The following is a 21,930-nucleotide window of genomic DNA, read 5'->3' as shown; positions in this document are numbered from 1 at the left end:
ACGTTGACAACCACCCTACATGCATGTACAGAATATGCATGTACAAGCAAATACTTGAGGAGTGAACGGAACATGGCCTGGGTCTACCTGCTCATCGCCGCGGCCTTCGAGGTGGTCTTCGCGCTGGCGACCAACGCCACCGAGGGCTTCACCCAGCTCGGCCCCTCGCTGCTGACGATCGCGGCCGCCGCCGGCGGGATCTTCTTCCTGAGCCTGGCGCTGAAGACACTCGACGTCGGGGTGGGCTACACCGTGTGGACCGGGATCGGGGCGGTGGGCACGGTGGTGCTCGGCTCGCTGATCTTCGGCGAGGCCATGACCGTGGCCAAGGTGCTCGCGTTCGTCCTGATCATCGGTGGAGTGCTCGGGCTCCGCCTGTCCGCCCGCTGAAAGGGGTCGCCGTCATGGCCTGGATCTACCTGCTCATCGCCGCCGTCTTCGAGGTGGCCTTCGCACTCGGCACCAACGCCACCAAGGGCTTCACCCGGCTCTGGCCGTCCTTGTTCACGCTCGCCGCGGCCACGGGCGGGATCTTCTTCCTGAGCCTGGCGCTGCGGACGCTGGACGTGGGCGTGGGGTACACGGTGTGGACCGGGATCGGGGCCGTGGGCACCGTGGTCCTCGGCGCGCTGATCTACAAGGAGCGCATCACGGTGCCCAAGCTGCTGTCGTTCGCCGCGATCATCGCCGGCGTCGTCCTGCTCAGGCTGGCCGGCTAGCCGCAGTCCGGGGTCCGGAGGGGGAGCAGGCCGGGCCCGCTCCCCGCGGGGCTCAGGAGGGGCGGCGGCGCAGGGCCAGGAGCGCGACGATGACGCCGATCGCGCCCACGACGACGCCGGCGCCGCCGAGGATGCGGGCCGTGCCGTCAGATCCGGAGCCCGAGGCCGTCACCTGCGTCACCGTGGGGGCGGCGGCCCCGGTGGAGGGAGCGGCGGCGGCGTGGTGGTCGTCGTCGCCGGTGGCCGGCACGAGCTTGAGGGTGGGCATCGGGTGCTCGGCCTCGGAGCCGTCGGCCTTGGGCGGGTCCGCCCACTTGACGACCTCCCCACCGGAGTAGGTCTGGGTCGTGGGGAACGTCAGCTGCGTGGCGTCCTTGGGCATCTGCCCCATCGACACCTCGAACTCCTGGAACTCGCCGGCGTTGATCTTCCCGCCCGACCAGACGACCTTGGTGACGGCGTCGTTGACGGTGCCCTCGTCGGTCTTGACCGGCTGCGGGAGCTTGCCGTCGACGACCTTGACGCTCCAGCCCGGCACGGGCTTGACCGAGACGAACAGCAGCGGGTGATCCGTCGGGAAGGCGACCTCCACCTTGACGGTGGCGGCGTCGTCCCGCTCGTTCGGCACCCGGAAGGCGACCTTGGTGAACCCGCCCTGCTCGGCGGTGCCCGGGTTGATCGTGACGTGCGCGAGCGCCGGTAGGGCGAGCCCGAGGGTGACGGCGGTGGCGGCGGCCAGCACGGTCGCGCCGCGGCGAAGGCCGGGGGTGAGCATGGACATGGTGGAACTCCACTCGAAGAAAAAGGAAGAAAAGGGGTGTCAGAGGATCAGGCGGAGAGCGGAGGACCACGCCTGCTGACGGAGTGCTCGACGGGCGCCGGCATCGGCACCGCGAGCAGGTAGAAGTACGGCACGGCCCGCCGTACCGGCAGGATCCTGGGCAGCGGCCGCAGCAGCGTGAGCCGGCGGCCGAGGCGGCGCAGCAGCGACCAGAGTGCGGCCTCGCCGCGCGCCAGCCACCACCCGGTGACCAGCGTGGCCAGCAGGTGCGCCACCCACATCCCCAGTCCGACGCTCAGCCCCTGCGCGTGCCCGCCGGCCTCCCCGGGAGTCCCCCCGGGTGAGAGCCGCTCGAGCAGAGCCGCCCAGAAGCCACCGGGTGCGGAGGAGGTCGGCGAGAGCGGGTCGAGCGCGGTCGTGATCGCGAAGAGCTCGTGCAGGACGATCTGCGCCCCCACCAGCGCCGTGTTGATCGCCGCCGTGGACCGCTCGCGCCCCGAGACCGCCAGGGCCAGGGCGAAGGCCGCGCAAAGCGCCACCCCGACGACCGCGGGACCAGGAGCGGAACCCCCGCCGGCGACGTGGGCGAGCGCGCCGAGACACACGCAGACGGCGGCGAAGGCGGCCGAACGCGTGAGCCGAAGGGGTAGTCGTGCGCGCATGAGTGTGTGGGCCATCGTCTCACGGGGCAGGGGTGGGGTGGACCTCGAGTCCCAAGCTGCTCAATGCCTGTTCGATTTGTGCCTTTTGTCGCTAGGGTCGTGCCGATCGCGTTGACATAGAAGGTGATGACGTTGCGGCACTTTGCTGGATTACTCATCGGTCTGGTCGCTACCGCGGCCCTGCTGGGCGGCGGTGGCTGGGCCGTCCAGCAGGCACTCGGGAACGCAGCCGCCAGCCCGGCCGGGGGCCAGAAGTTGTGGATAGCCCTCGGTGCGATGGCCGCCGTCGGCCTGATCGTCGGACTCGTCGTGGCGGGACGCGTCTCGCCACTGGCCACGTTCGTCCCGTCCCTGGTTCTGCTCGCCTGGACCGTCGTGTACGCCCTGGACATGAACAGGGCCCTGTCCTTCATCCCCGACCAGCCCTCGGTCAACGGGATCATCAGGGACGCCGGGTTCGGCGACAAGACCCTGCTGACCACGGGCGTGTTCGCGCTGCTCGGGGTCGCCCTGTTCATCCCCGTGCTGATCCCGTCCCGCTGGGCGCGTGGCCGCTACGACGTGGACGAGGAGTACGAGGCGACCCCCGAGGGCAGCTACTACTGAGCGCCGGCGGTGTAGAGGCGGGTGATGACCTCCTCCAGTGAGGTCTCGCCCGCCATCAGGTCCTCCAGCGTGCCGTCGAAGGCCAGGCGGCCCTGGTCGATCAGCATGACCCGGCGGCACAGCCGCTCGATGTCGCCCAGGTCGTGCGTGGTGAGCAGCACGGTGGTGCCGCTCTCGGCGTTGAGCCGCTGCAGGAACTCGCGGATGGCGGCCTTGCTGACCACGTCGAGCCCGATCGTGGGCTCGTCGAGCACCAGGATGGCGGGCTCGTGCAGCAGCGCTGCGGCCAGGTCACCGCGCATGCGCTGACCCAGGCTGAGCTGGCGCACCGGCCGCGCCATGAAGGCGCCCAGGTCCAGCGTCTGCGTCAGCTCGTCGAGCCGGTCACGGAACACCTTGCGATCTACTTTGTAAAGGAGCCGGATCAGTTCGAAGCTGTCCTTCAGCGGCAGATCCCACCACAGCGTGGTGCGCTGCCCGAAAACCACGCCGATGCGCCGGGCCAGCACGGTCCGCCTGCGCGAGGGATCCAGCCCCGCCACCCGCACGCGCCCCGAGGAGGGTGTGAGGATGCCGCAGAGCATCTTGATCGTGGTCGACTTGCCCGCGCCGTTCGGGCCGAGGTAGCCGACGAACTCCCCGGCTCCGACGCTGAAGCTCAGATCCCTTACGGCGTGCACCAGCTTGCCCTTGACCTTGAAGGACCTGCCCGCCCCTTCGAGTTCGATCATTCCTAACTCCCCGTCGATCGGTACATGCGGATGCCCCACCGCCAGGCAGCCCCGGCCGGCACGGCGAGCAACAAGGCCGCCACGGGCCCGAGAAAGCGCATGAAGTACGGCGTGCCGAACGGATCCTCCCGTCCCAGCACGTACAGCGCCGGCTGCCAGTTGATGAAGGCGAGCGGCAGCACGTAGGTCACGCCGCGCACCAGGTCGCGCCCGTAGATGCTGAACGGGTACTGCGACAGCTGCCCGCTGCCGTAGGTGAAGGCGTTGACCACCTCGGGCGCGTCGGTCAGCACGAACTGCACGGCCCCGGCCAGCGTCCACAGCGACGCGTAGATGACGATCCCGCACCCGATCATCACCGGGACCATCCAGAGCCGCCCGGCCTCCAGGCGCAGGGCCGACGCCGCGTACCCGAGCACGAGCAGCGCCTGGATGACCCGGCTCACCCGGGTAGGCAGGAACCGGTCGGTGGCCACCTGGACCCACGAGCTGACGGGCCTGATCAGCATCGTGTCGAACGTGCCCGCCTTGATGTGGATGCTGATCCGGTCCAGGTTGCTGAAGAACATGTCGGCCACGGTGAAGGCGGTCTGCGCCGTGCCGTACAGGAACATGACCTCCTCGCGGGAGAAGCCGGTGAGCGTCGTGGTGTTGGCGAAGATCACCAGGATGACGCCGAAGTCAAGGCCGGCGATGACGAAGCCGATCACCAGCAGCATGACGAACGACCCGGGGTAGGCGGCGGCCGCTCTGGTCCAGGTCCAGGCCAGCAGAAGGTATGACCGGAGGTCATCAATGAATACTGCGCTCTGGTCATGAGGCCGACGTAGGAGGCCTCGTGACCTAACCACCCTGGATCACCACCTTGTGGCGGATCGCGCGGGTGCCGAGCGCGCCCAGGGCGAGCAGCGCGACGGCCCAGAACAGCTGGAAGGCCAGTGTCTGCCCGGCGGGGGCCTTGCCGAGATACAGGTCGGATGGTGCCTGGACCATGGCCGCCCACGGCAGCGCCCTGGCCGTCTCGCCCACCCATCCGGGGAAGATCGCCAGGGGGATCATCATCCCGGACAGGAACGTGGTCAGCACCAGCGACAGCGTGGACACGGCGCGGTCGTCGGCGAGCCAGCAGACCGACAGCGCCACCAGGTAGCGCCAGCCGAAACTGACCAGGACGCCCAGCATGAGGCCGGCCATGAACCACGCCGGCTCGCGCGGCGGCGTGATGCCGAACAGCGCCGCGCCGAGCAGCACCGGCGGGATGCCGCGCACCAGGAGCAGGTAGCCCGCCCGGCCCAGGTCCTCGGCCAGCGACCACAACTGCAGCGAGGCAGGACGGACGAGGTCGAGCGCGATGTCGCCGCTGCGGATGCGCTCGGGAATGGTCAGGCCGCCGCCGAACAGCTGCATCGGCCCGATGAAGGCCTGGGTGATGAAGCAGAAGGTGACGGCGTCGGTGATGTCGTAGCCGGCCAGGCCGGGCCTGGCCTGCCAGAGGGCGATGAGGACGTAGGCGCGCAGGATGCCGAAGACGCTGTTGGTGAACGCGCCGGCCAGCGCCCCCCAGATGTAGGTGGCGTGTTTGCGGAAGCCGTACCGGACGAGCCGGACGTACAACGGGATGAGGGCGCACCTCCAGGGCATGACGACACGACGCTTGCGCGCGGGTCGGCCGATGGGAAGGTGGAATTATCCGCCCGCGCGTCAGCGGTCCGCAACGCGATAAACGAAGCGCAGCGCCGACCAGGTCTGATCCACGGCGGCGACCTTGTTGTCGACCAGGCCCATGGACAGCCCGTAGTCGCGGATCGGGTTCTCGGACAGGTCGGTGGGCACGCCGCTGGAGCGTTTGGGCCAGCACACCCACAGCCCGCCGTTCCTGACCAGCCGCCCGGCCGCGTAGGGGAACTCCGCGCGCAGCGTCGCCTCGTCGGGGCAGAAGATCAGGATGACGTCGTACGGCAGGCCGTCGTGACGCTCGTCGACGGGGCCGAGGTCCAGCCCGGCGGGCAGGCCGAGGGCCAGGACGCGGGAGTCGTCCTTGATGCCCAGCTTGCGCGGCAGGGGAGTCCCCGAGTATCCGGCCATGGAGGACAGCGTGACATATGGCCGAAATGCCCGCGCCACGAGTAGAGCGATGTTCTACGGGGAAGGAGATTCATCGGAGGGATCCCATGCAGATCGACAGGGACGTGATCCCCGACTACCCCCTCAGCTGGCAGGCCCGTGCGCTCACGGGCCTGATGCGTACCACGCTGAAGCCCGCCTCCAGCCTCCTGATGCGCCACCCGCTGGCGCTGCACGGCGCGGCCCGCCTGGGCAGGCTGGCCAGGCCGATGCCGCTGCCCGCGCACGTGGGCGTGGTGCCGGCCACGTTCGCGGCGTGCGGCGGCGAGTGGATCCGCGCCGGGCAGGGGCTGGACGAGCGCAGGGTGCTGCTGTACTTCCACGGCGGCGGCTACTTCGCCTGCTCGCCGCGCACGCACCGGCCGATCACCTGGCGGCTGTCGGTGACGGCGCGCCGCCCGGTGCTGGCGCTGGACTACCGGCAGGGTCCTGTGCATCCGCTGTCGGCCTCGCTGAGCGACGCCGTCGAGGCCTACTCCTGCCTGCTCGATCGCGGGTACGAGCCGGGTGACGTGCTGTTCGCCGGGGATTCCGCGGGCGGGCACCTGACGCTGGCGACGCTGCTCGCGCTGCGCGACCGCGGCCTGCCGGCGCCGGCGGCGGCGATCTGCCTGTCGCCGTGGACGGACCTGACCGACATGCCGCGCCGGGCGAACCGCTGGCAGGACCCGATGCTGCCGGAGGGCAGGATCCGCTGGCTGGCCCGGCACTGGACCGCCGGTCTCGACGCGCGCGATCCGCTGGTCTCGCCGGTGCTCGGCGACTACTCCGGGCTGCCGCCGCTGATGATCGTGACAGGCTCGACGGAGGTGCTGCGGGACGAGGGCCACAGGGTCGCGCTGCGCGCCCGCCAGGCGGGAGTGCCGGTCACCTACGAGGAATGGCCGCGGATGCCGCACGTGTTCCCGATCCTGGCCGACGTGCTGCCCGAGGCGCGCCTGGCCTTCCGTCACGTGGCGGGCTTCCTGTCCGCGCTCGAGCCGCCCTCGAGCGAGAGTACGGCTGTCGCGGCCTGATCGCCGTGCGGTACGGTTGAGTTAGGCAAGCCTAACTAACCGGAGGAGCACGGGATGGCCGACAAGCCCAGGGATCACCACCGCGGCGTCGTGCTGCGTACCGAGCGGATCACTCCGCACATGATCCGCGTCGTGGTCGGGGGTGACGGGCTGAGTGACTTCGCCACCGAGGGGCTCACCGACCACTACGTCAAGCTCGTCTTCCCGCACGAGGGGGTGGACTATCCGGAGCCGTTCAGCGTGCGCAACGTGCGCGAGACGATGCCCCGCGAGCTGTGGCCGCGCCTGCGCACCTACACCGTGCGCGCCTGGGACCCCGACGCGGGCGAGATGACGCTCGATTTCGTCTACCACGGCGACGAGGGCCTGGCGGGCCCGTGGGCGGCCGCCGCGAAGCCGGGCGACGTGCTGATGATGCTCGGCCCCGGCGGCGGCTACGCCCCCGATCCCGCGGCGGGCTGGCACCTGCTGGCCGGTGACGAGAGCGCGCTGCCCGCGATCGCCACCGCGCTGGAGGCGCTGCCCGCGGGCACGCTCGCGCATGTGTTCGTCGAGGTGGAGGACCCCGAGGAGGAGCAGAAGCTGGACAGCGTCGCCGACGCCCGCATCACCTGGGTGCACAGGCGCGGCGCGAAGGCGGGCGAGGCGCTGGTCGCGGCGGTGCGGGCGCTGGAGTTCCCGGGCGAGGACGTGCACGCCTTCGTCCACGGCGAGGCGGCCTTCGTCAAGCAGTTGCGGCACCTGCTGCGGGTGGAGCGGGGCATCCCGATGGAGCGGCTGTCGATCTCCGGCTACTGGCGGCTGGGCGTCGACGACGAGGGCTGGCGCGCGGTCAAGAAGGACTGGAACCGCCAGATCGAGACGGAGGAGTCGAAGGAGCTCGGCTCGTCGTAAAACGCCACTTCAGACCGTCGCGTCACACCTCTTACTTACTCAAAGGGTAGGAACGCCTTACCTCCGATACCCCTTGTGAAAGACATGCGGAAACGCCTCACGGTTGGGACAACAGTGTGCTTTGCCGTGTCCCAGACAGGAGAGGCGAAATCCGGATGGCGCGTGGTTCGAGCGACATGCCTCCAGGCGTGCGACCGCTTACGGTGGGCGACCCGGTCATCATCGGCCGATACCTCCTGCTCGGCCGCCTGGGCACGGGCGGCATGGGGGTGGTCTACCTCGCCGAGCACCCGCAGGGCGGGCTGGTCGCGCTGAAGACCCCGCACGCGGTGCACCTGAACGATGCGACGCTGCGTGCCCGCTTCGCCGAGGAGGTGTCCTTCTCCCGGCGGGTGGTGCCGTTCTGCACGGCCGCGGTCATCGAGGACGGCACCGACAAGGACCGGCCCTACCTGGTCACCGAGTACATCCCGGGTCCCGCGCTGTCGCAGGTGGTGATGGCGCGGGGGCCGCTGACCCCCGATCTGGCCTACGGCGCGGCCCTGGGCGTGGCGGCCGCGCTGGTCGCGGTGCACGAGGCGGGGCTCGTCCACCGCGACCTGAAGCCGGGCAACGTGCTGCTGTCGACGCGCGGTCCACGCGTGATCGACTTCGGCATCGCCCGCGACGTCGACACTCTCGCCGCGCACACCCAGGCCGGGCAGGTCATGGGCAGCCCCGGCTGGGTGGCGCCCGAACGGCTCACGGGCGGGCCCGCCGTACCGGCCTCCGATGTCTTCTCCTGGGGGTGCCTGGTCGCCTTCGCCGCCTCGGGCGACCATCCCTTCGGCGGGGGCGAGGCGGACGTGCTGACGCGGCGCATCCTGCTGGAGCCGCCGCGGATCGACGGCGTGCCCGCGCTGCTACGGCCGGCCGTGGAGGCGGCGCTGGCCAAGGCGCCGGCCGAACGGCCCAGGGCGGCCGACCTGTTACGTGCGCTGCTGGCGGCCGGGGGCGTGGGCGACCCCTGGGACCTGCGCGACGCGGTGGGTGGCGTGCTGGAGGAGATCTGGACGCCCGTTCCGTATCCGGCAGGCGCGGGCAGGGTACGGCTGGCGTCGCGGCCCGCCGAGCAGGAGACCGCCGCGCCCCGCCGCCGCAGGGCCAAGGCGGGCGCCCACCTGTCGCACGCCAGCTTCGCCGCGTTGGCGACCGTGTCGATCGCGGCGATGACGGTGATCGCGGCCGGTGCCGGCGACGGCCTGCGGATCGGCGGCAGCTCGCAGCTGCCCGCCGTACCGCCGATGGTGCAGCCGCACGGGACCGTCGACTCGACGCTGCGCCCGACGAGCCCGCTGCCCGCCTCCTACGGCACGGTCACCGCGACCGCCACGGCACCCACGGTGTTCGTCACCCAGAAACCGACCAGGGGCGTGGTCACCACGCTGACCTCGACGCCCGACCGGCAGGGCGGCCAGCCGCCCGTGGTCAACCGGCCCGGCGAGCCGGGCAACGGCGACCAGGGCGACTGCATGAACCCGGCGGGCAAACAGCGCGGCAAGTCCGCCCGCCACGACTGCCCGCAACCGTCCACGTCGATCACCACGATCCCGCAGGACGGCCCCGGCGAGTCGCCGTCGGTGACGCCCACGGTGTCACAGACGCCCACGGCCACCGCGCCTTCGACGGGACAGTGACGTCCACCGATCGGTGGATATTTCGGGATCTTGGGAGTGGCTAGCGTCCGTGGCATGACCACCACCGTGAGCACTTCCCAGGGCGCCCGCTCGTGGGCGCCGTTGGCGCTGAGCTTCGCGATCGCACAGCTGATCGAGGTCTTCCTGCACGAGGGATCGCACGCTGTCGCCGCGCTCGCGCTGGGTTACCCGCCGACGATCGGCCAGTTCGTGGAGAACTCCGCGGTCGAGGGCTCCACGTCCGGCACTCACGCGGTGATCGCGGCGGCGGGGCCGGTCGGCAGCCTCGTCGTCGGCCTGCTGTTCTGCGCCCTGTACCGCAGGCCGTCACGGAGGCACGGCTTCGGCGGGATGCTGATGATGTGGCTGGCCATGACCGGGATCGTGTCGGCCGTCGGGTACGTGGTGGTGATGCCGTTCCTGACCATGGGCGACACCGCGGTCGTCGCCGACACCTTCGGCATTCCCGTGGGGGCAAGGTACGCCATCGCGACCGGGTCGATGGTGGCGCTGTACTTCGCCTGCCGGCCCCTGGCCACGATGTGGCTGGACACGCTGCCCGCCGGGTTGCCCCTGGCCACGGTGGACGACCGGCGGCGGACGGTGACCCGGCTCTGGATCCCGTACGTGATCGGGTTCGCACTGCTGGTCCCGGCCGGGATCGGCGGCGACCCGGTGATCGTGCTGGTGGGGCTGTTCGGATGCTGGGGGCCGGGGATGGCGCTGGTCGGCTTCATGACGATGTGGGCGAGGCGGCCCTACCAGCGGCCGGAGCGGGCGGGGGAGCGGGCGGCGTGGCCCGCTCCCGCCTGGGGGTTCGTCCTGTACATCGCGATCGTCGCGTTCTACCTGCTGGTGCTGCGGCCCGGGCTCAGCCTTCCGGGGTGATCTCGGCCGGGAGTCGCTCGCCGTACCCGCCGATCTGGACCTGCAGCGAGGTCGTGGCGGCGGGCGGGGCGGGGAACAGGCCCCACAGCGTGACGCCGGCGCCGGCGGGGATGAGGCCGAGCTTGCCGGGGCTGAAACGCTGGCTGAGGGTGCCGATGAAGTCGAAGTACGTCGGCAGGTCGAAGGCGCACAGGTCGTAGGTGCCGGACTTGCCGGCCAGCGCGAGCTGTCCGGGGGTCAGCTCGTGCGGGGTGAAGGAGTTGTCGTAGTCGATCTTGGCGGGTTCCGAGCCGGGGTTGGTGACCTTGACGCTGGCCAGCACGTAGCCGGACATCCGCTGCAGGCCGGCCACCTGGACGTCGAGGCCGGCGTCGCTGAGCGAGGTGTCGGAGGTGCGCTCCTTGACCTGGGTGCCGCTCTTGATCGCGACCTCGACGCGGCGGTTCTGCGCGCGGCCGTCGGGGTTGTCGCTGCCGTCGGGCAGCGTGTTGGGGGCAACGGGCTCGCTCTCGCCGTGGCCCTTGTCGGCGTAGCTGAACTCGCCGCCCAGGCCCGCGTGCAGCGCCTGGTCCACGGCGGCCGCGCGCTGCTCCGACAGGCGCTGGTTGGAGGCGTTGTCGCCGACGGAGTCGGTGTGGCCGTTGACCGTGACCGCGCCGGACTCGGCTTCCACCCGGTTGCGCAGCGCGGCCAGCGCCGCCTTGGCCGCCGGTGACAACTGGGCGCTGCCGAAGGCGAACAGCACGTCGCTGGGCAGCTTGAACGTCTCCGTCGACGGTCCGCCCGCCCTGCACAGCAGCGGCCCGGTCTGCGGCCTGTCAGTCGGGCCGCCCCGCAACACCGGGCTGTCGGCCAGGTCGCCCGTGGTGATCGGGACCTTCACCGGCAGCAGCCCGTCCAGCAGCACCAGCATCTGCTTGGCCTCCTTCGGCGGGGCCGCGAACACGGCGGTCACCGTGACCGACCCGCCCGGCTCGATCCGCTCGTCGGAGGAGGCGGCCACCCGGGCGTCGGCGCCCGAGCCGCCGATCGGGCCGTAGGCGGTGCCCCTGGGCAGGTCGACCAGGGCCATCAGCTGCTCTCGGGCGTCCAGGCCGAAGCTGTCGATCGACAGCGGGTCCTGGGTGCCGTTGTAGAAGTCGAACTGCAGGGCCAGGGCGTCGCCGGTCCTGACGAGCCTGAGGTTCCTGCCCTCCACCGGGTAGGCGGTGGAGACAGGGCCGGCGGTGACGCCTTCCGCTTTGCCGCTCGACGGCGAGGCGTCCGGCGTTTTCTCCGGTGGTAAGGCGGCCTTCGCGGGGGACTGGCTGGTCAGCGGCTCAGGGTGAGCCTGCCGTGCCGGGTTGCAGGCCGTAAGTCCGAGCACGAGCGCAGCCCCGCAGGCGAGCGGCGCGGTGAGAGTTCTCATCGCTTCAGCGTGTCGGCGGGCCGTTCCACGGACATCTCACCGGCGTCTCACAACATTGGTCTAGTCCATCGGGAAAACCTGCAAATTCTTCTCTACTGAATACCGGCTGGTCATTCCCTGAGGAGAAAATTCGCAAATCTTCTCACCTCTTGTGGCTTATCCACGGGCGGGGTGCGGGCAGAGACTCGACACAAGCCCCAGGGGACGACAAAGGAGCGAAAATGAGCGATCGCCTCAAGGGAGCTGCCGAGCAGCTGCAGGACGAGTGGCACAACGACCCCCGCTGGACCAACGTGGAGCGCACCTACAGCGCCGAAGACGTGATCCGGTTGCGCGGGACGGTCCAGGAGGAGCACACGTTGGCCCGGCTGGGCGCCAACCGGCTGTGGGACCTGCTGCAGAACGAGGACTACGTGCACGCGCTGGGCGCCCTGACGGGCAACCAGGCGGTTCAGCAGGTGCGGGCCGGGCTGCGGGCCATCTACCTGTCGGGCTGGCAGGTGGCGGCCGACGCCAACCTCGGCGCGCAGACCTACCCCGACCAGAGCCTTTACCCGGCCAACTCCGTGCCGGCCGTCGTGCGCCGCATCAACAACGCGCTGCTGCGCGCCGACCAGATCACCTGGTCGGAGGGCAACCCGGGCAACTGGCTCGCGCCGATCGTGGCCGACGCCGAGGCCGGATTCGGCGGCGTGCTCAACGCCTTCGAGCTGATGAAGGGCATGATCGCCGCCGGTGCCGCGGGCGTCCACTGGGAGGACCAGCTGGCCTCCGAGAAGAAGTGCGGCCACCTGGGCGGCAAGGTGCTCATCCCGACCGGCCAGCACATCAAGACCCTCAACGCGGCCCGCCTGGCGGCCGACGTGTGCGGGGTACCATCGCTGATCATCGCGCGGACCGACGCTCAGGCCGCGACGCTCCTGACCAGCGACGTCGACCCCCGCGACCAGCGCTTCACCACCGGCGACCGCACCGCCGAGGGCTTCTACCGGGTGCGCAACGGCGTGCAGGCCTGCATCGCGCGCGGCCTGGCCTACGCGCCCCACTCCGACCTGCTGTGGATGGAGACCGGCACGCCGGACCTGGACGTGGCCCGCGAGTTCGCCGAGGCGATCAAGGCCCAGTACCCCGACCAGATGCTGGCCTACAACTGCTCGCCGTCGTTCAACTGGAAGAAGCACCTGGACGACTCCACGATCGCCAAGTTCCAGAAGGAACTCGGGCACATGGGGTACAAGTTCCAGTTCATCACCCTGGCCGGTTTCCACTCGCTGAACTACTCGATGTTCGACCTGGCCCAGGGGTACGCCAACGACGGCATGACGGCCTACGTCGACCTGCAGGAGTCGGAGTTCGCCGCTGAGTCGCGCGGCTACACCGCCACGCGCCACCAGCGCGAGGTCGGCACCGGCTACTTCGACCTGGTCAGCACCGCGATCGCGCCCGACTCCTCCACCACGGCCCTCAAGGGCTCCACCGAGGAAGAGCAGTTCGCCGCCGCACACTGATTCATCTTCGGCCGCGTCGGGCTCTGTCCGGCGCGGCCGTTTCTCGTGTACGGCGAGACCCGCCCGGGGGTCTTTCGCGGGATGCGACCTACGCGCGGATCGTGAGCATCGGGGGGCGCTCGTCTATCGAGACGTCCCTGGTGAAGGCCTCGTAGCCCGCCTCGGTGCGGTGGAACTGGGCCAGCCGTACCGCGGGCTCGTGAGAAGTGTGGATCTTGCCCTGACGTTCCAGGCGTGACCAGGCGGCGAGCATGATCTGGGCCGCCATCCCGCCCAGCGCCTCCGTCGACTGGTGCGAGTGCTCGCGCGAGCCGAGGTCCACCTGGGCCAGCGCGTCCAGCCCGGCCAGCTCGAGCAGGTCCACCAGCAGGCCGAGCTCCACGCCGTAGCCGGTGATGAACGGCACGCGCTCCAGCGCGGAACGGCGACCCGCGTACTCGCCGGCCAGCGGCTGGACGAACCCCGCCAGCTGCGGCCAGTGCAGGTTGATGAGCGGGCGCGCCACCAGTTCGGTCACTCGGCCGCCGCCGGTCGGGGCCCCGCGCAGCGGGCGGTCGTAGCACCCCTTGGCGTACGCGATGGCCGGGTCGGTCAGCAGCGGCCCCAGCAGCCCGGTCACCAGCGAGGTCTGGAAGTTGCGGATGTCGGCGTCGACGAAGACCAGCACGTCGCCCGAGGTGACGGCCAGCGACTTCCACAGCGCCTCGCCCTTGCCGTCGAGCGGCGCCAGGTGCGGCAGGATGTCGTCCTGGGCGAACACCTTGGCCCCCGCCCGCGAGGCCACCTCGGCGGTGTCGTCGCGCGAGCGCGAGTCGATCACCACGACCTCGTCCACGACGCGGTCGAGCTCGTGGCGGATCGCCTCGACGATCTCGCCCACGGTCTCGCGCTCGTCCCGCGCCGGCAGCACCACGCTCACGGACGTGGCGGCCTTCGCCTCGATCAGCGCGCCCAGCGGCCATTCCGCGGTCGCCGAGGTACGGCGGCGCAGCCAGGACTCCACCTCAGCCGGCATGCCGTGCCACCCCGATACCCCGTCAGTCACGCCCCAACCTTACGCAGCACCCGGACATGACCAGGCACGCGGTAGGGCCTGTTGCGGCTCGCGTGCGCCCTCACCCCGTGACGGCGTGGCGTTCGAGGAAGGTGTAGACGTCCGCCTCGTCCACGCCGGGGAACGAGCCCGGCGGGAGCGCCGCGAGAACGTGGGAGTTGGCCCTGGCCGAGGGCCAGGCGTAGCCCTCCCAGCGCTCCGACAGCTCCGCAGGCGGCCGGCGGCAGCAGTCGCCGTTGGGGCAGTTGGACTTGGTGCGGTTCGTCGTCTCGCGGCCGCGGAACCAGCGCGACTCCTTGAACGGCACGCCCAGCGTGATCGCGAAGTCCCGCTCCCGCGACGGATCCACGTGCGCCACGCAGAAGTACGTGCCCGTCGGCGAGTCCGAGTACTGGTAGTACACCGAGAACCTGTCCGGCGACAGGAACACCTGCCGTCCCGACCACTGCAGGCACATCCGCTGTCCCTCGATCGCCCCCTGCTCGTCGGCGGGGAAGACGATCCCGTCGTTCTCGTACGCCTTGTAGATCGTGCCGCCGGCGTCGTTGCGGACGAAGTGGCAGACCAGGTCCAGGTGGTGGCTGGCCAGGTTGGTGAAGCGGTGCGCGGCCATCTCGTAGGAGACGGCGAACACGTCCCGCAGGTCCTCCACCGACAGCGCCCTGTCGGCCTTGGCCTCCTGCAGGTAGACCGTGGCCGTCTTCTCCGGCACGAGCACCGCGGCGGCGAAGTAGTTGGCCTCGGTCCGCTGGCGCAGGAAGTCGGCGAAATCGCGCGGCTTGTCGTGGCCGAGCGCCAGGTGGCCGAGCGTCTGCAGCAGGATCGTGCGCGGCGTGTGCATGCCGAGCTGCTCATGCTTGACGTAGACGCGGCGGTTGCGGAGGTCGGTGATGGAACGCACCGACCTGGGCAGGTCCTGCGCGGTGTGCACCGTGTACCCGAAGTGGGTGACCAGCGCCTGCACCGTGCTCTGCGACAGCGCGCCGGTGCGGTAGCCGACCGCCGACAGCGCCTCGGCCGCCGCCTTCTCGATGTCGGGGAAGTAGTTGCCCAGCTCCCGCTGCCTGCGCCGCAGCTCGGCGTTGGCGACCCTGGCCTCCTCTGGCGTCGCCGTACCCCGTGCCTGCCGTGCGCGCAGCTCGCCGTACAGGCCGAGGATGTGCTCGAGCACGTCGTTGGGCACGCGCGCGGAGACCTTGAGCCGCGCCAGGCCGAGCGCGGCGTAGATCGGGTCGCGCTGGGCCTCCTCCAGTGCGATCTCCAACTGCGCGCGGCGGTTGGGCGGCTGGCGGCGCAGCAGCTCCTCGACCGGCACGCCGAGCGCGGTCGCCAGCGACTTGAGCAGCGACAGCTTGGGCTCACGCTTGCCGTTCTCCAGCAGCGACAGCTGGCTCGGCGCCCTGTGGACGCGTTCCCCCAGGTCGGACAGGGTGAGACCGCGCTGTTTACGCAGGTGGCGGAGCCGCTGCCCAAACGCGATGAGATCCAGCTCCTGCGTCAAAGACAGCGGTTCTTCGCCGAGCAAGGAGGCCATGCCGAATCTTAGACAGAAATTCCGGCCATTTTCTAGCCTCCTACGCAGTGCTTGCTGATGTATGCGAGATATCGCTGGTACGGCGGGCCGACCTCGTTCGCGACCGTCGCGGGGTCGATCTGCCCGTCGGCCAGCCTCCTGTACAGGCCGGCGACGTGGCGCAGATCGGCGGCCACCTCGGCGGGCGCGACGGCGGCCAGGTCCTCGAAGGTGCCCGCCGCCTTCCGCATACCCTCGGCGCCCTGCTGGGCGTGCTCCATCGCGGCCTTGGGATCCAGCTTCTCGATGGCGTGGCACAGCTCGCCCGACCCGGCCTTCGCCGTGGCCCGGGGCTGGGCGGACGCGCTCGGCAGGGCCTCTCGCTGGGAGGCGCCCGGCTGGGCGGCGCTGCACGCCGTACACGCCGCCGCGACGAGCACCACCGCCAGATGCCGAAATTTCATGACCCGTCCCAGGGGGTGACGTGGGCGCAGTGGCGGAAGACGTCGTCCGGGTCCCAGACGGCTTTGACGCGTTGCAGCCGCCGGTAGCGCGTCTCGCCCATCGCCCACCGGACGCGGTCGTCGTCGGGCGCCTCCAGGTTGAGGTAGGTCCCCGTCGGCCTGACGGCCGCGTTCATCCGCGACACCCAGGCCAGGTTCCGCTCGTCCCCGGACGGATCCATCCACGTCGCCACGGGATGTACCAGCCACCGCCCGCCCATCCGCCCGGGGAAGGCCCCCTGCAGCTCGGGCAGCCGCCTGACCGCCTCCGGCAGCGGCAAGATGATGAGGTGCGACATAGGGCCCGGCAGCGGCTCCTGAGAGGCCGCGATCAGCTCGGGCGTGATCGTCTCGACGAATCCTGAGCCCCACCTGTTCCGCAGTCCCGGTGGCGAGCCGGCGTCCAGCATCGCCTGCAGTGCCACGTACGGCATGGGCCCGACCGCGTCGAAGAGCGGCTCCACCTCCTCGCGCAGCGGCGCGACGGCCTGCGCGCCCGCCTCCGGCTCGCCGAACCAGGTGGGCGCCACCGCCAGGATGTGCTGCCCCACCAGCTCCGGCGGCACGAACGGCGCCGGCGGCGCGGCCATGAACACCGCGGCCGCCCCCAAGTCCTCCGACCCTTCCGCGTTGAGCCTGGCCAGCACCTCCAGTACGGCCGGCGCGTCCGACACCCGGTAGCCGATCATGCCCCCGACGATCATCGGCCCGACCGGGTGGAGCCGGAAGGTGAAGGACACCACGACGCCGAAGTTGCCCCCGCCGCCGCGCAGCGCCCACATCAGCTCGGGCTCGCTCTCGTCGTCCACCCGCAGGAGGCGCCCGTCGGCCGTGACGAGCTCGACGGCCAGCAGGTTGTCGCAGGCCAGCCCGTGCTTGACCGACAGCCAGCCCTCGCCGCCCCCGAGCGTCAGGCCGGCGACGCCGGTGTGCGTGATCCGGCCGCCCGGCACGGCCAGCCCGTGCGCCTGGGTGGCCTGGTCGACCTCGCCCCAGGTGGCGCCGCCCTGCACGACGGCCGTCCGGCTGCCCGGGTCGACGGTCACCGCGCGCAACGCCGACAGGTCGATGACCAGGTCGCCGCCCAGCGCCCGCCCCGCCACGCCGTGCCCGCCGCCGCGTACGCTCACCTCGAGCTTCTGCTCGCGCGCGAACCGCAGCGTCTCCGCCACGTCCGCCGCGTCGCTCACCCGCACCAGCATGGCGGGCCTGCGGTCGATCATGCCGTTGAAGATGGCACGCGCGTCCTCGTATCCCGGATCGCCCGCGCGCAGGATCTGCCCGCGTACGGCCAGGTTTCCGATGTCCACTGTCATGACTTCAGCGTGTCGTGCGAGCCTTGCACCGCCATCTCACGGACGTTTCACCGATACTTGGGTGGTGCCCCTCCTCGACGTTCTGGTGCTCGGACCGGTTTCCGTGAGTGCCGGGGAGATTCCTCTCCGTGTCGAACGCCTGCTGGAGCGGGCCCTGCTGGCGCGTCTCGCCCTGGCCGCCGGCGCACCGGTGCCGGATGATCGCCTCGCCGCCGACCTCTGGGGCCCTGCGGACCTGGCCCGCCCCACGGAACGCCTCCGAGTCCTGTCCTCCCGCCTCCGCGCCACCCTGTCCTCCTCGGCCGCTTCTTCTGGCGCCGCCGGTCTCTCTGGTACGGCGAGCTCTTCTGGTACGGCGAGCTCTTCTGGTACGCCGGGTTCTTTTGGTGCCACTGGTTTTCCCGGTGCCGCCGGTTTGTCTGGTGCCGGGGGCTCTTCTGGTGCGGCCGGTTTGTCCGGTACGGCGGGCTCTTCTGGCACGCCGGGTTCTTCTGATGCCACAGGTTTTCCCGCTGCGGCCGGTTTGCCTGGTGCTGGGGGCTCTTCTGCTACGGCCGGTTTGTCCGGCGCTGCGGGTTCTTCGGGTGCTGCGGGCTCTTCCTATACGGCGGGCTCTTCCTATACGGCGGGCTCTTCCGGCGCTGCGGGCCCTTCCGGTGCGGCGGGCTCTGGTGCGGCGGGCTCTGGTGCCGCGGGCTCTTCTGGCAGGGGCCGTGATGGTGGCCGTGGGGAGAGTCTTGGCACGCTCCTGGTGCGGCGTGCCGGCGGATACGCCCTGGCGGCCGAGCCCGTCGACCTCCTGGCGGCCCGCGCCGCGGCGGAACGCACCCACGCCGCCGCCCGTTCCGGCGACTACACGACCGCCGCAGCCGCGGCCAGGCAAGCGCTGGCCAACTGGCGCGGCCCCTCACTCGGCGACCTGCGCACCATCCCCTACGCCGCCGCCGAAGGCGAACGCCTCGACGCCTGGCGTCTGGACCTCCTGGTCGAACGCCTCACCGCCGACCTCGCCCTAGGCGCCGCCGCCGAGGTCATCCACGAACTCGAACGCCTGGCCGCCGACCATCCTCTCCACGAACGCGTCTGCGCCCTCCTGGCCCTCGCCCTCTACCGCTCGGGCCGCCAAGCCGACAGCCTCGACCGCCTGTCCGCCCTCCGCCGCACGCTCGCAGAAGAACTGGGCGTAGACCCGTCCCCCGAGACGGCAGCCATGGAACTCCGCCTACTCCGCCAAGACCCCACCCTCCTCCCACCCACCCCGCACACCCCCTTCACCCTCCACCCCACCCCCAACCTCATCCCCCCACCCACCCAAACCACCCCCACCCAAACCACCCCCACCCCCACGAGCCCAGCCCCCACCGCGACTCCGGCCTCCAGCGAAACTCCGGCCTCCAACGAGACTCCCGCCCCCGGCGTCCCCGCCCCAGGTATGGCCGAGCCCGCCGCCACGGCTCCCGCCGCCCCCGCGTCCTCGCCTCCAGGTTCCGCCGCTCCCGAGGCCGGCCCCGCTCGAGGCGCCCCCACTCCAGTTACGGCCGCCTCCGGCGTCCCTGCCCCAGGTATGGCCGATCCCGCTTCCCCGGTCCCAGGTCCCGGCGCCCCCGCTTCCTCACCTCCAGGTTCCGCCGCTCCCGCGCCTTCGCCCACGGCTCCCGCCACTCCCGGCGCTACTCCCGCTCCAGGCCTCCCTGCTACGGGTCCGGCCGAGCCCGCCGTTCCGGGTGATGGGCCTGCTCTCGGCGTCCCCGCTTCAGGTGTGGCGGATCCCGCCGTTCTCGGCTCTTCCACCACGGAACCCGTAGCCTCTGGTCCTTCAGCAACGGGTTCCGCTTCTCCGGGAGGCGTCCCTGCTTCCGAGCTTGCCGACTCGACGGGCTCGGGTGGTCTGGAGTCCGGTGCTTCCCACGGGTCGGCCGCTCCTGGGGTCGGGGAGCGGAAAGGCGTGGTGTTGCCGGCGCCGGTGACGAGCTTCGTGGGGCGCGAAGGGGACGTGGCCGCGACCGTCGCGCGGGTGTCGCGGGGCGGGGTCGTCACGCTGACCGGTGGGCCGGGGAGCGGGAAGTCGCGGCTGGCGATCGAGGTGGCGCGGGCCGTAGCCCACACCGGACGGCCGGTGACGCTGGTCGAGCTGGCGCCGCTGCACAGGGACGGCGCCGTGAGCGCGGCCGTCGCGGCGGCAGTCGGCGCGGGCGAGGAACCCGTACCCGAGGTCGCGGCGCGGCTGGATGGTTCGCTGCTGGTACTGGACAACGCCGAGCATCTGGTCGAGCAGGTCGCCGACCTCGTGCTGGCGCTGATAGGACACACGCAGTCGCTCAGCGTGCTGGTCACCACGCAACGGCCGCTGCTGGTGCCGGGGGAGGAGCTGGTACGCGTCGGCCCCCTCGGCCCGGAGGCCGCGGCCCGCCTGTTCGCCCAGCGCTGCGCCCCCGACCAGGCGGACGTGGACCCGCACGACGTGGCTTCGGTATGCGCCGCGGTCGACCGCCTCCCGCTCGGCATCGAACTGGCCGCCGGTCTCACCCGCACGCTCACCGTCCGCCAACTGGTAGAACGGGTCAACGACCGGCTCCGCCTCCTGGTGGGCGGGACCCGAGTCCGGGGCGGCCGCCACTCCAGCCTCCGCGCCGCCCTCGACTGGAGCCACGACCTCCTCGACGACCGGGAACGCACGGTGCTCCGCCGTACGGCGGTCTTCAACGGCGGGTTCACCCTCGAAGCCGCCGAAAACGTCATCCCCGGTGCTCGCCGTACCGGGAGTGTGGTGGAGCGGGGGGATGTGGCGCCGGTGCTGGCAGAGCTGGCCGATCGGAGTCTGGTGACCGTGGAGGGCGGCGCGGGGCGGAGGCGGTTCCGGCTGCTGGAGACCGTGCGGGACTACGCGCGGGCACGGCTGGACGCGGCCGGCGAAGGCGACGCCGTACAAGCCGCCCATCTGTCGTGGTGTCGGGATTTCGTACGGCAGGCCGGCGAGCCCGGCGACTTCGCCTCCGCGGAAGACGTGACGGGGCTGTTCGCCGAGTGGCCCAACCTGCTCGACGCGCTGGAACGCGCGCCGGGCACCGCGCGGGCAGCCGACGGACTGCGGCTGGCGCTCGCGCTGCACACCCCGTGGCTGATCCGCGGCTGGTACGGCGAGGCGAGGCGGCACTTCGCGGCCCTGGGCGACGCTCCGGGCAGCACCCCGCTCGAACGGTTGAACGCGCTGAGCGACCACGGGTTCGTCACCACGATGGTGGGGCGCTTCGACGAGGCGGCCGACCTGCTGAGCCGGGCGGCCGAACTGGTCGACGAGGTGGGGGACGACGCGGCGACGATGAGCGTGCTCTACTACCGCGGGATCGTGGACATCGAGCGCGGGCTGCTGCGGGAGGCGTTCACGCCGCTGCTGGCCGGGCTCAAGCTGGCCAGGGAGCTCGATCACGGGCAGCGGCAGTCGGCCTTCGCCGACGCCCTCGGCACGCTGCACCTCTACTCCGGCAATCCCCGCTCGGCCCTTGAGCTGTACGTGTCGGCGCTGGCGCTCGACCGGGAGGCGGGCGACGAGCACGGGCTGGCGCGCGGGCTGAGTAACCAGGGGCAGGCGTTCATCGGGCTGGGGTTGGCCGCCGAGGCGCTGGCGATGGCGGACGAATCCGACCATTACGCCAACCGGCTGGACGACCGGCAGATCCTCCCGCTCAACGAGGTCGTCAGGGCGCACGCGGCCCTCCTCGGCGGCGATCTGGAGGCGGCCGAATCGCACCTGCGGACTGCGGTCGGGTACGCGGCGACGGACGACACCGGGATCACCATGGCGCACATCGACCTAGCGGACGTCCTGGTCCGGCGGGGGCGGCCCGACGAGGCGGCCACGCTGCTCGACGACGTCTTCGCCGATGCCTCCGCGGGCAGCACGCCCTGGCTCGCGGCCCGTGCCGTCCTCGCCGGCCACGCTCTCGCTTCGGGCGACCGCGATCGAGCGGCGGCCCTCACCAAGGAGGTCATGGCGGAGTACGCCTCATCGGGGTTCGCCTGGCCCCACTACACCAACCGCCTCACCTCCGTCCAAACCGCCCTGCCAAAGGCCTGAGCCTTGTCCGGTCGTCAGCTGCCGACCCGATGATGAGGCGCTCGCGCTGCGCGTCAGGACCCGCGCACGGGCTGCGACAACGGTTCGCGAACGTCCCTGTTCCGGGCTGCGGGATTGAGCGCGTCTGCGGGCCGCCCGAATCGCGGATAGGTCCCGAGGCCGTGCACGCCTGGGTTTCTCGGGGTGAGTTCGAACCCACCTCGGCGGGTCCGGGCGCGACGTTACGGTCCTTGCCCGCGCGCCCGGATGGCGTGGAAGCGACGGGCGGGCGGGGCATCGGCGGGGAGTGGGTGGTGCGGCTTGCCGTACAGGATCATTCAGTCCTGAAGCGAGCGATCAGCGCTGCCCCTGCAGACCTAGAGACAAGCCGATCAGCGCGGCCCCAAGCAGACCCGGAAGCGAGCCGATCAGCGCCCGTATGGCGAGCCCTGAGGCGAGCTGGTCATCGCGGCTTTT

20 protein-coding genes are annotated in these 21,930 nt (G+C 71.2%); 9 read left to right on the top strand and 11 right to left on the bottom strand.

The window, feature by feature from the left end; genetic code table 11:
- The first annotated feature begins 72 nt into the window (after positions 1-72).
- Positions 73-390 (top strand): DMT family transporter, encoded by a 318-nt coding sequence (locus ACIBHX_RS40565; protein WP_397072809.1) that lies wholly within the window; start codon positions 73-75, stop codon positions 388-390.
- 14 nt (positions 391-404) lie between these two features.
- On the top strand, positions 405-719 hold the full coding sequence (locus ACIBHX_RS40560) for a DMT family transporter (RefSeq protein WP_397072807.1): 315 nt from the start codon (positions 405-407) through the stop codon (positions 717-719).
- A gap of 52 nt (positions 720-771) precedes the next feature.
- Here ACIBHX_RS40560 and ACIBHX_RS40555 read toward each other — a convergent pair whose 3' ends face one another.
- On the bottom strand, positions 772-1,500 hold the full coding sequence (locus ACIBHX_RS40555; RefSeq protein ID WP_397072806.1) for a YcnI family protein: 729 nt from the start codon (positions 1,498-1,500) through the stop codon (positions 772-774).
- 47 nt (positions 1,501-1,547) lie between these two features.
- Positions 1,548-2,177 (bottom strand): MFS transporter, encoded by a 630-nt coding sequence (locus tag ACIBHX_RS40550; protein ID WP_397072805.1) that lies wholly within the window; start codon positions 2,175-2,177, stop codon positions 1,548-1,550.
- A gap of 117 nt (positions 2,178-2,294) precedes the next feature.
- Here ACIBHX_RS40550 and ACIBHX_RS40545 point away from each other — a divergent pair, with 117 nt between their 5' ends.
- A complete protein-coding gene (locus tag ACIBHX_RS40545; RefSeq protein WP_397072803.1) occupies positions 2,295-2,768 on the top strand; it encodes a hypothetical protein in 474 nt (157 codons plus the stop codon).
- Here the strand turns inward: ACIBHX_RS40545 and ACIBHX_RS40540 are convergent.
- The 4 genes from ACIBHX_RS40540 to ACIBHX_RS40525 all read right to left on the bottom strand — a co-directional run bounded on the left by ACIBHX_RS40540 (position 2,762) and on the right by ACIBHX_RS40525 (position 5,584).
- Positions 2,762-3,499, bottom strand: coding sequence for an ATP-binding cassette domain-containing protein (locus ACIBHX_RS40540; RefSeq protein ID WP_397072801.1), 738 nt, complete (start codon positions 3,497-3,499; stop codon positions 2,762-2,764). The two genes, ACIBHX_RS40545 and ACIBHX_RS40540, sit on opposite strands and share 7 nt — an antisense overlap.
- A gap of 2 nt (positions 3,500-3,501) precedes the next feature.
- Positions 3,502-4,218, bottom strand: coding sequence for an ABC transporter permease (locus ACIBHX_RS40535; RefSeq protein WP_397072800.1), 717 nt, complete (start codon positions 4,216-4,218; stop codon positions 3,502-3,504).
- A gap of 124 nt (positions 4,219-4,342) precedes the next feature.
- Positions 4,343-5,140 carry an ABC transporter permease gene (locus ACIBHX_RS40530; RefSeq protein WP_397072798.1) on the bottom strand — a complete coding sequence of 266 codons (798 nt, stop codon included), beginning with the start codon at positions 5,138-5,140 and terminating at the stop codon, positions 4,343-4,345.
- A gap of 60 nt (positions 5,141-5,200) precedes the next feature.
- Positions 5,201-5,584, bottom strand: coding sequence for a hypothetical protein (locus ACIBHX_RS40525; protein WP_397072797.1), 384 nt, complete (start codon positions 5,582-5,584; stop codon positions 5,201-5,203).
- Between the two features lie 86 nt (positions 5,585-5,670).
- On the opposite strand from ACIBHX_RS40525, the gene ACIBHX_RS40520 reads away from it, so the two are divergent.
- The 4 genes from ACIBHX_RS40520 (at position 5,671) to ACIBHX_RS40505 (ending at position 10,097) form a co-directional block, all read left to right on the top strand.
- On the top strand, positions 5,671-6,639 hold the full coding sequence (locus ACIBHX_RS40520; protein WP_397072796.1) for an alpha/beta hydrolase: 969 nt from the start codon (positions 5,671-5,673) through the stop codon (positions 6,637-6,639).
- 54 nt (positions 6,640-6,693) lie between these two features.
- Complete coding sequence (locus tag ACIBHX_RS40515; protein WP_397072794.1) at positions 6,694-7,533, top strand: siderophore-interacting protein; 840 nt, start codon at positions 6,694-6,696, stop codon at positions 7,531-7,533.
- A gap of 188 nt (positions 7,534-7,721) precedes the next feature.
- Entirely contained in the window at positions 7,722-9,209 is a 1,488-nt protein-coding gene (locus ACIBHX_RS40510) for a protein kinase (protein WP_397072793.1), read from the top strand.
- A 54-nt stretch (positions 9,210-9,263) separates the two neighbouring features.
- Positions 9,264-10,097 carry a M50 family metallopeptidase gene (locus tag ACIBHX_RS40505; protein ID WP_397072791.1) on the top strand — a complete coding sequence of 278 codons (834 nt, stop codon included), beginning with the start codon at positions 9,264-9,266 and terminating at the stop codon, positions 10,095-10,097.
- Here ACIBHX_RS40505 and ACIBHX_RS40500 read toward each other — a convergent pair.
- Complete coding sequence (locus ACIBHX_RS40500; RefSeq protein ID WP_397072789.1) at positions 10,081-11,505, bottom strand: OmpA family protein; 1,425 nt, start codon at positions 11,503-11,505, stop codon at positions 10,081-10,083. The genes ACIBHX_RS40505 and ACIBHX_RS40500 overlap by 17 nt on opposite strands.
- A gap of 221 nt (positions 11,506-11,726) precedes the next feature.
- Here ACIBHX_RS40500 and aceA point away from each other — a divergent pair, with 221 nt between their 5' ends.
- Positions 11,727-13,013 (top strand): isocitrate lyase, encoded by a 1,287-nt coding sequence (gene aceA / locus ACIBHX_RS40495; RefSeq protein WP_397072787.1) that lies wholly within the window; start codon positions 11,727-11,729, stop codon positions 13,011-13,013.
- Between the two features lie 88 nt (positions 13,014-13,101).
- Here aceA and ACIBHX_RS40490 read toward each other — a convergent pair whose 3' ends face one another.
- From ACIBHX_RS40490 to ACIBHX_RS40475, 4 genes are all read right to left on the bottom strand, one after another.
- Positions 13,102-14,028 (bottom strand): glucosyl-3-phosphoglycerate synthase, encoded by a 927-nt coding sequence (locus ACIBHX_RS40490; RefSeq protein WP_397072939.1) that lies wholly within the window; start codon positions 14,026-14,028, stop codon positions 13,102-13,104.
- A 100-nt stretch (positions 14,029-14,128) separates the two neighbouring features.
- On the bottom strand, positions 14,129-15,601 hold the full coding sequence (locus tag ACIBHX_RS40485) for a helix-turn-helix domain-containing protein (RefSeq protein WP_397072786.1): 1,473 nt from the start codon (positions 15,599-15,601) through the stop codon (positions 14,129-14,131).
- Positions 15,602-15,633: 32 nt separating this feature from the next.
- Positions 15,634-16,044 carry a hypothetical protein gene (locus ACIBHX_RS40480; RefSeq protein WP_397072785.1) on the bottom strand — a complete coding sequence of 137 codons (411 nt, stop codon included), beginning with the start codon at positions 16,042-16,044 and terminating at the stop codon, positions 15,634-15,636.
- The gene (locus tag ACIBHX_RS40475; protein WP_397072783.1) at positions 16,041-17,399 is read right to left on the bottom strand and encodes an FAD-binding oxidoreductase; all 1,359 of its coding nucleotides are present in this window, start codon (positions 17,397-17,399) and stop codon (positions 16,041-16,043) included. The genes ACIBHX_RS40480 and ACIBHX_RS40475 overlap by 4 nt, the downstream gene beginning before the upstream one ends.
- Before the next feature lie 751 nt (positions 17,400-18,150).
- On the opposite strand from ACIBHX_RS40475, the gene ACIBHX_RS40470 reads away from it, so the two are divergent.
- Complete coding sequence (locus ACIBHX_RS40470; RefSeq protein ID WP_397072781.1) at positions 18,151-21,474, top strand: AfsR/SARP family transcriptional regulator; 3,324 nt, start codon at positions 18,151-18,153, stop codon at positions 21,472-21,474.
- Positions 21,475-21,930: the final 456 nt, after the last annotated feature.

Source organism: Nonomuraea sp. NPDC050536 (assembly GCF_044457685.1).
In the GTDB taxonomy this organism is placed as follows: Bacteria; Actinomycetota; Actinomycetes; order Streptosporangiales; family Streptosporangiaceae; genus Nonomuraea.
The sequence above is the reverse complement of the archived record's forward strand: the minus strand, read 5'-3'. Positions and strand labels throughout refer to the sequence as shown.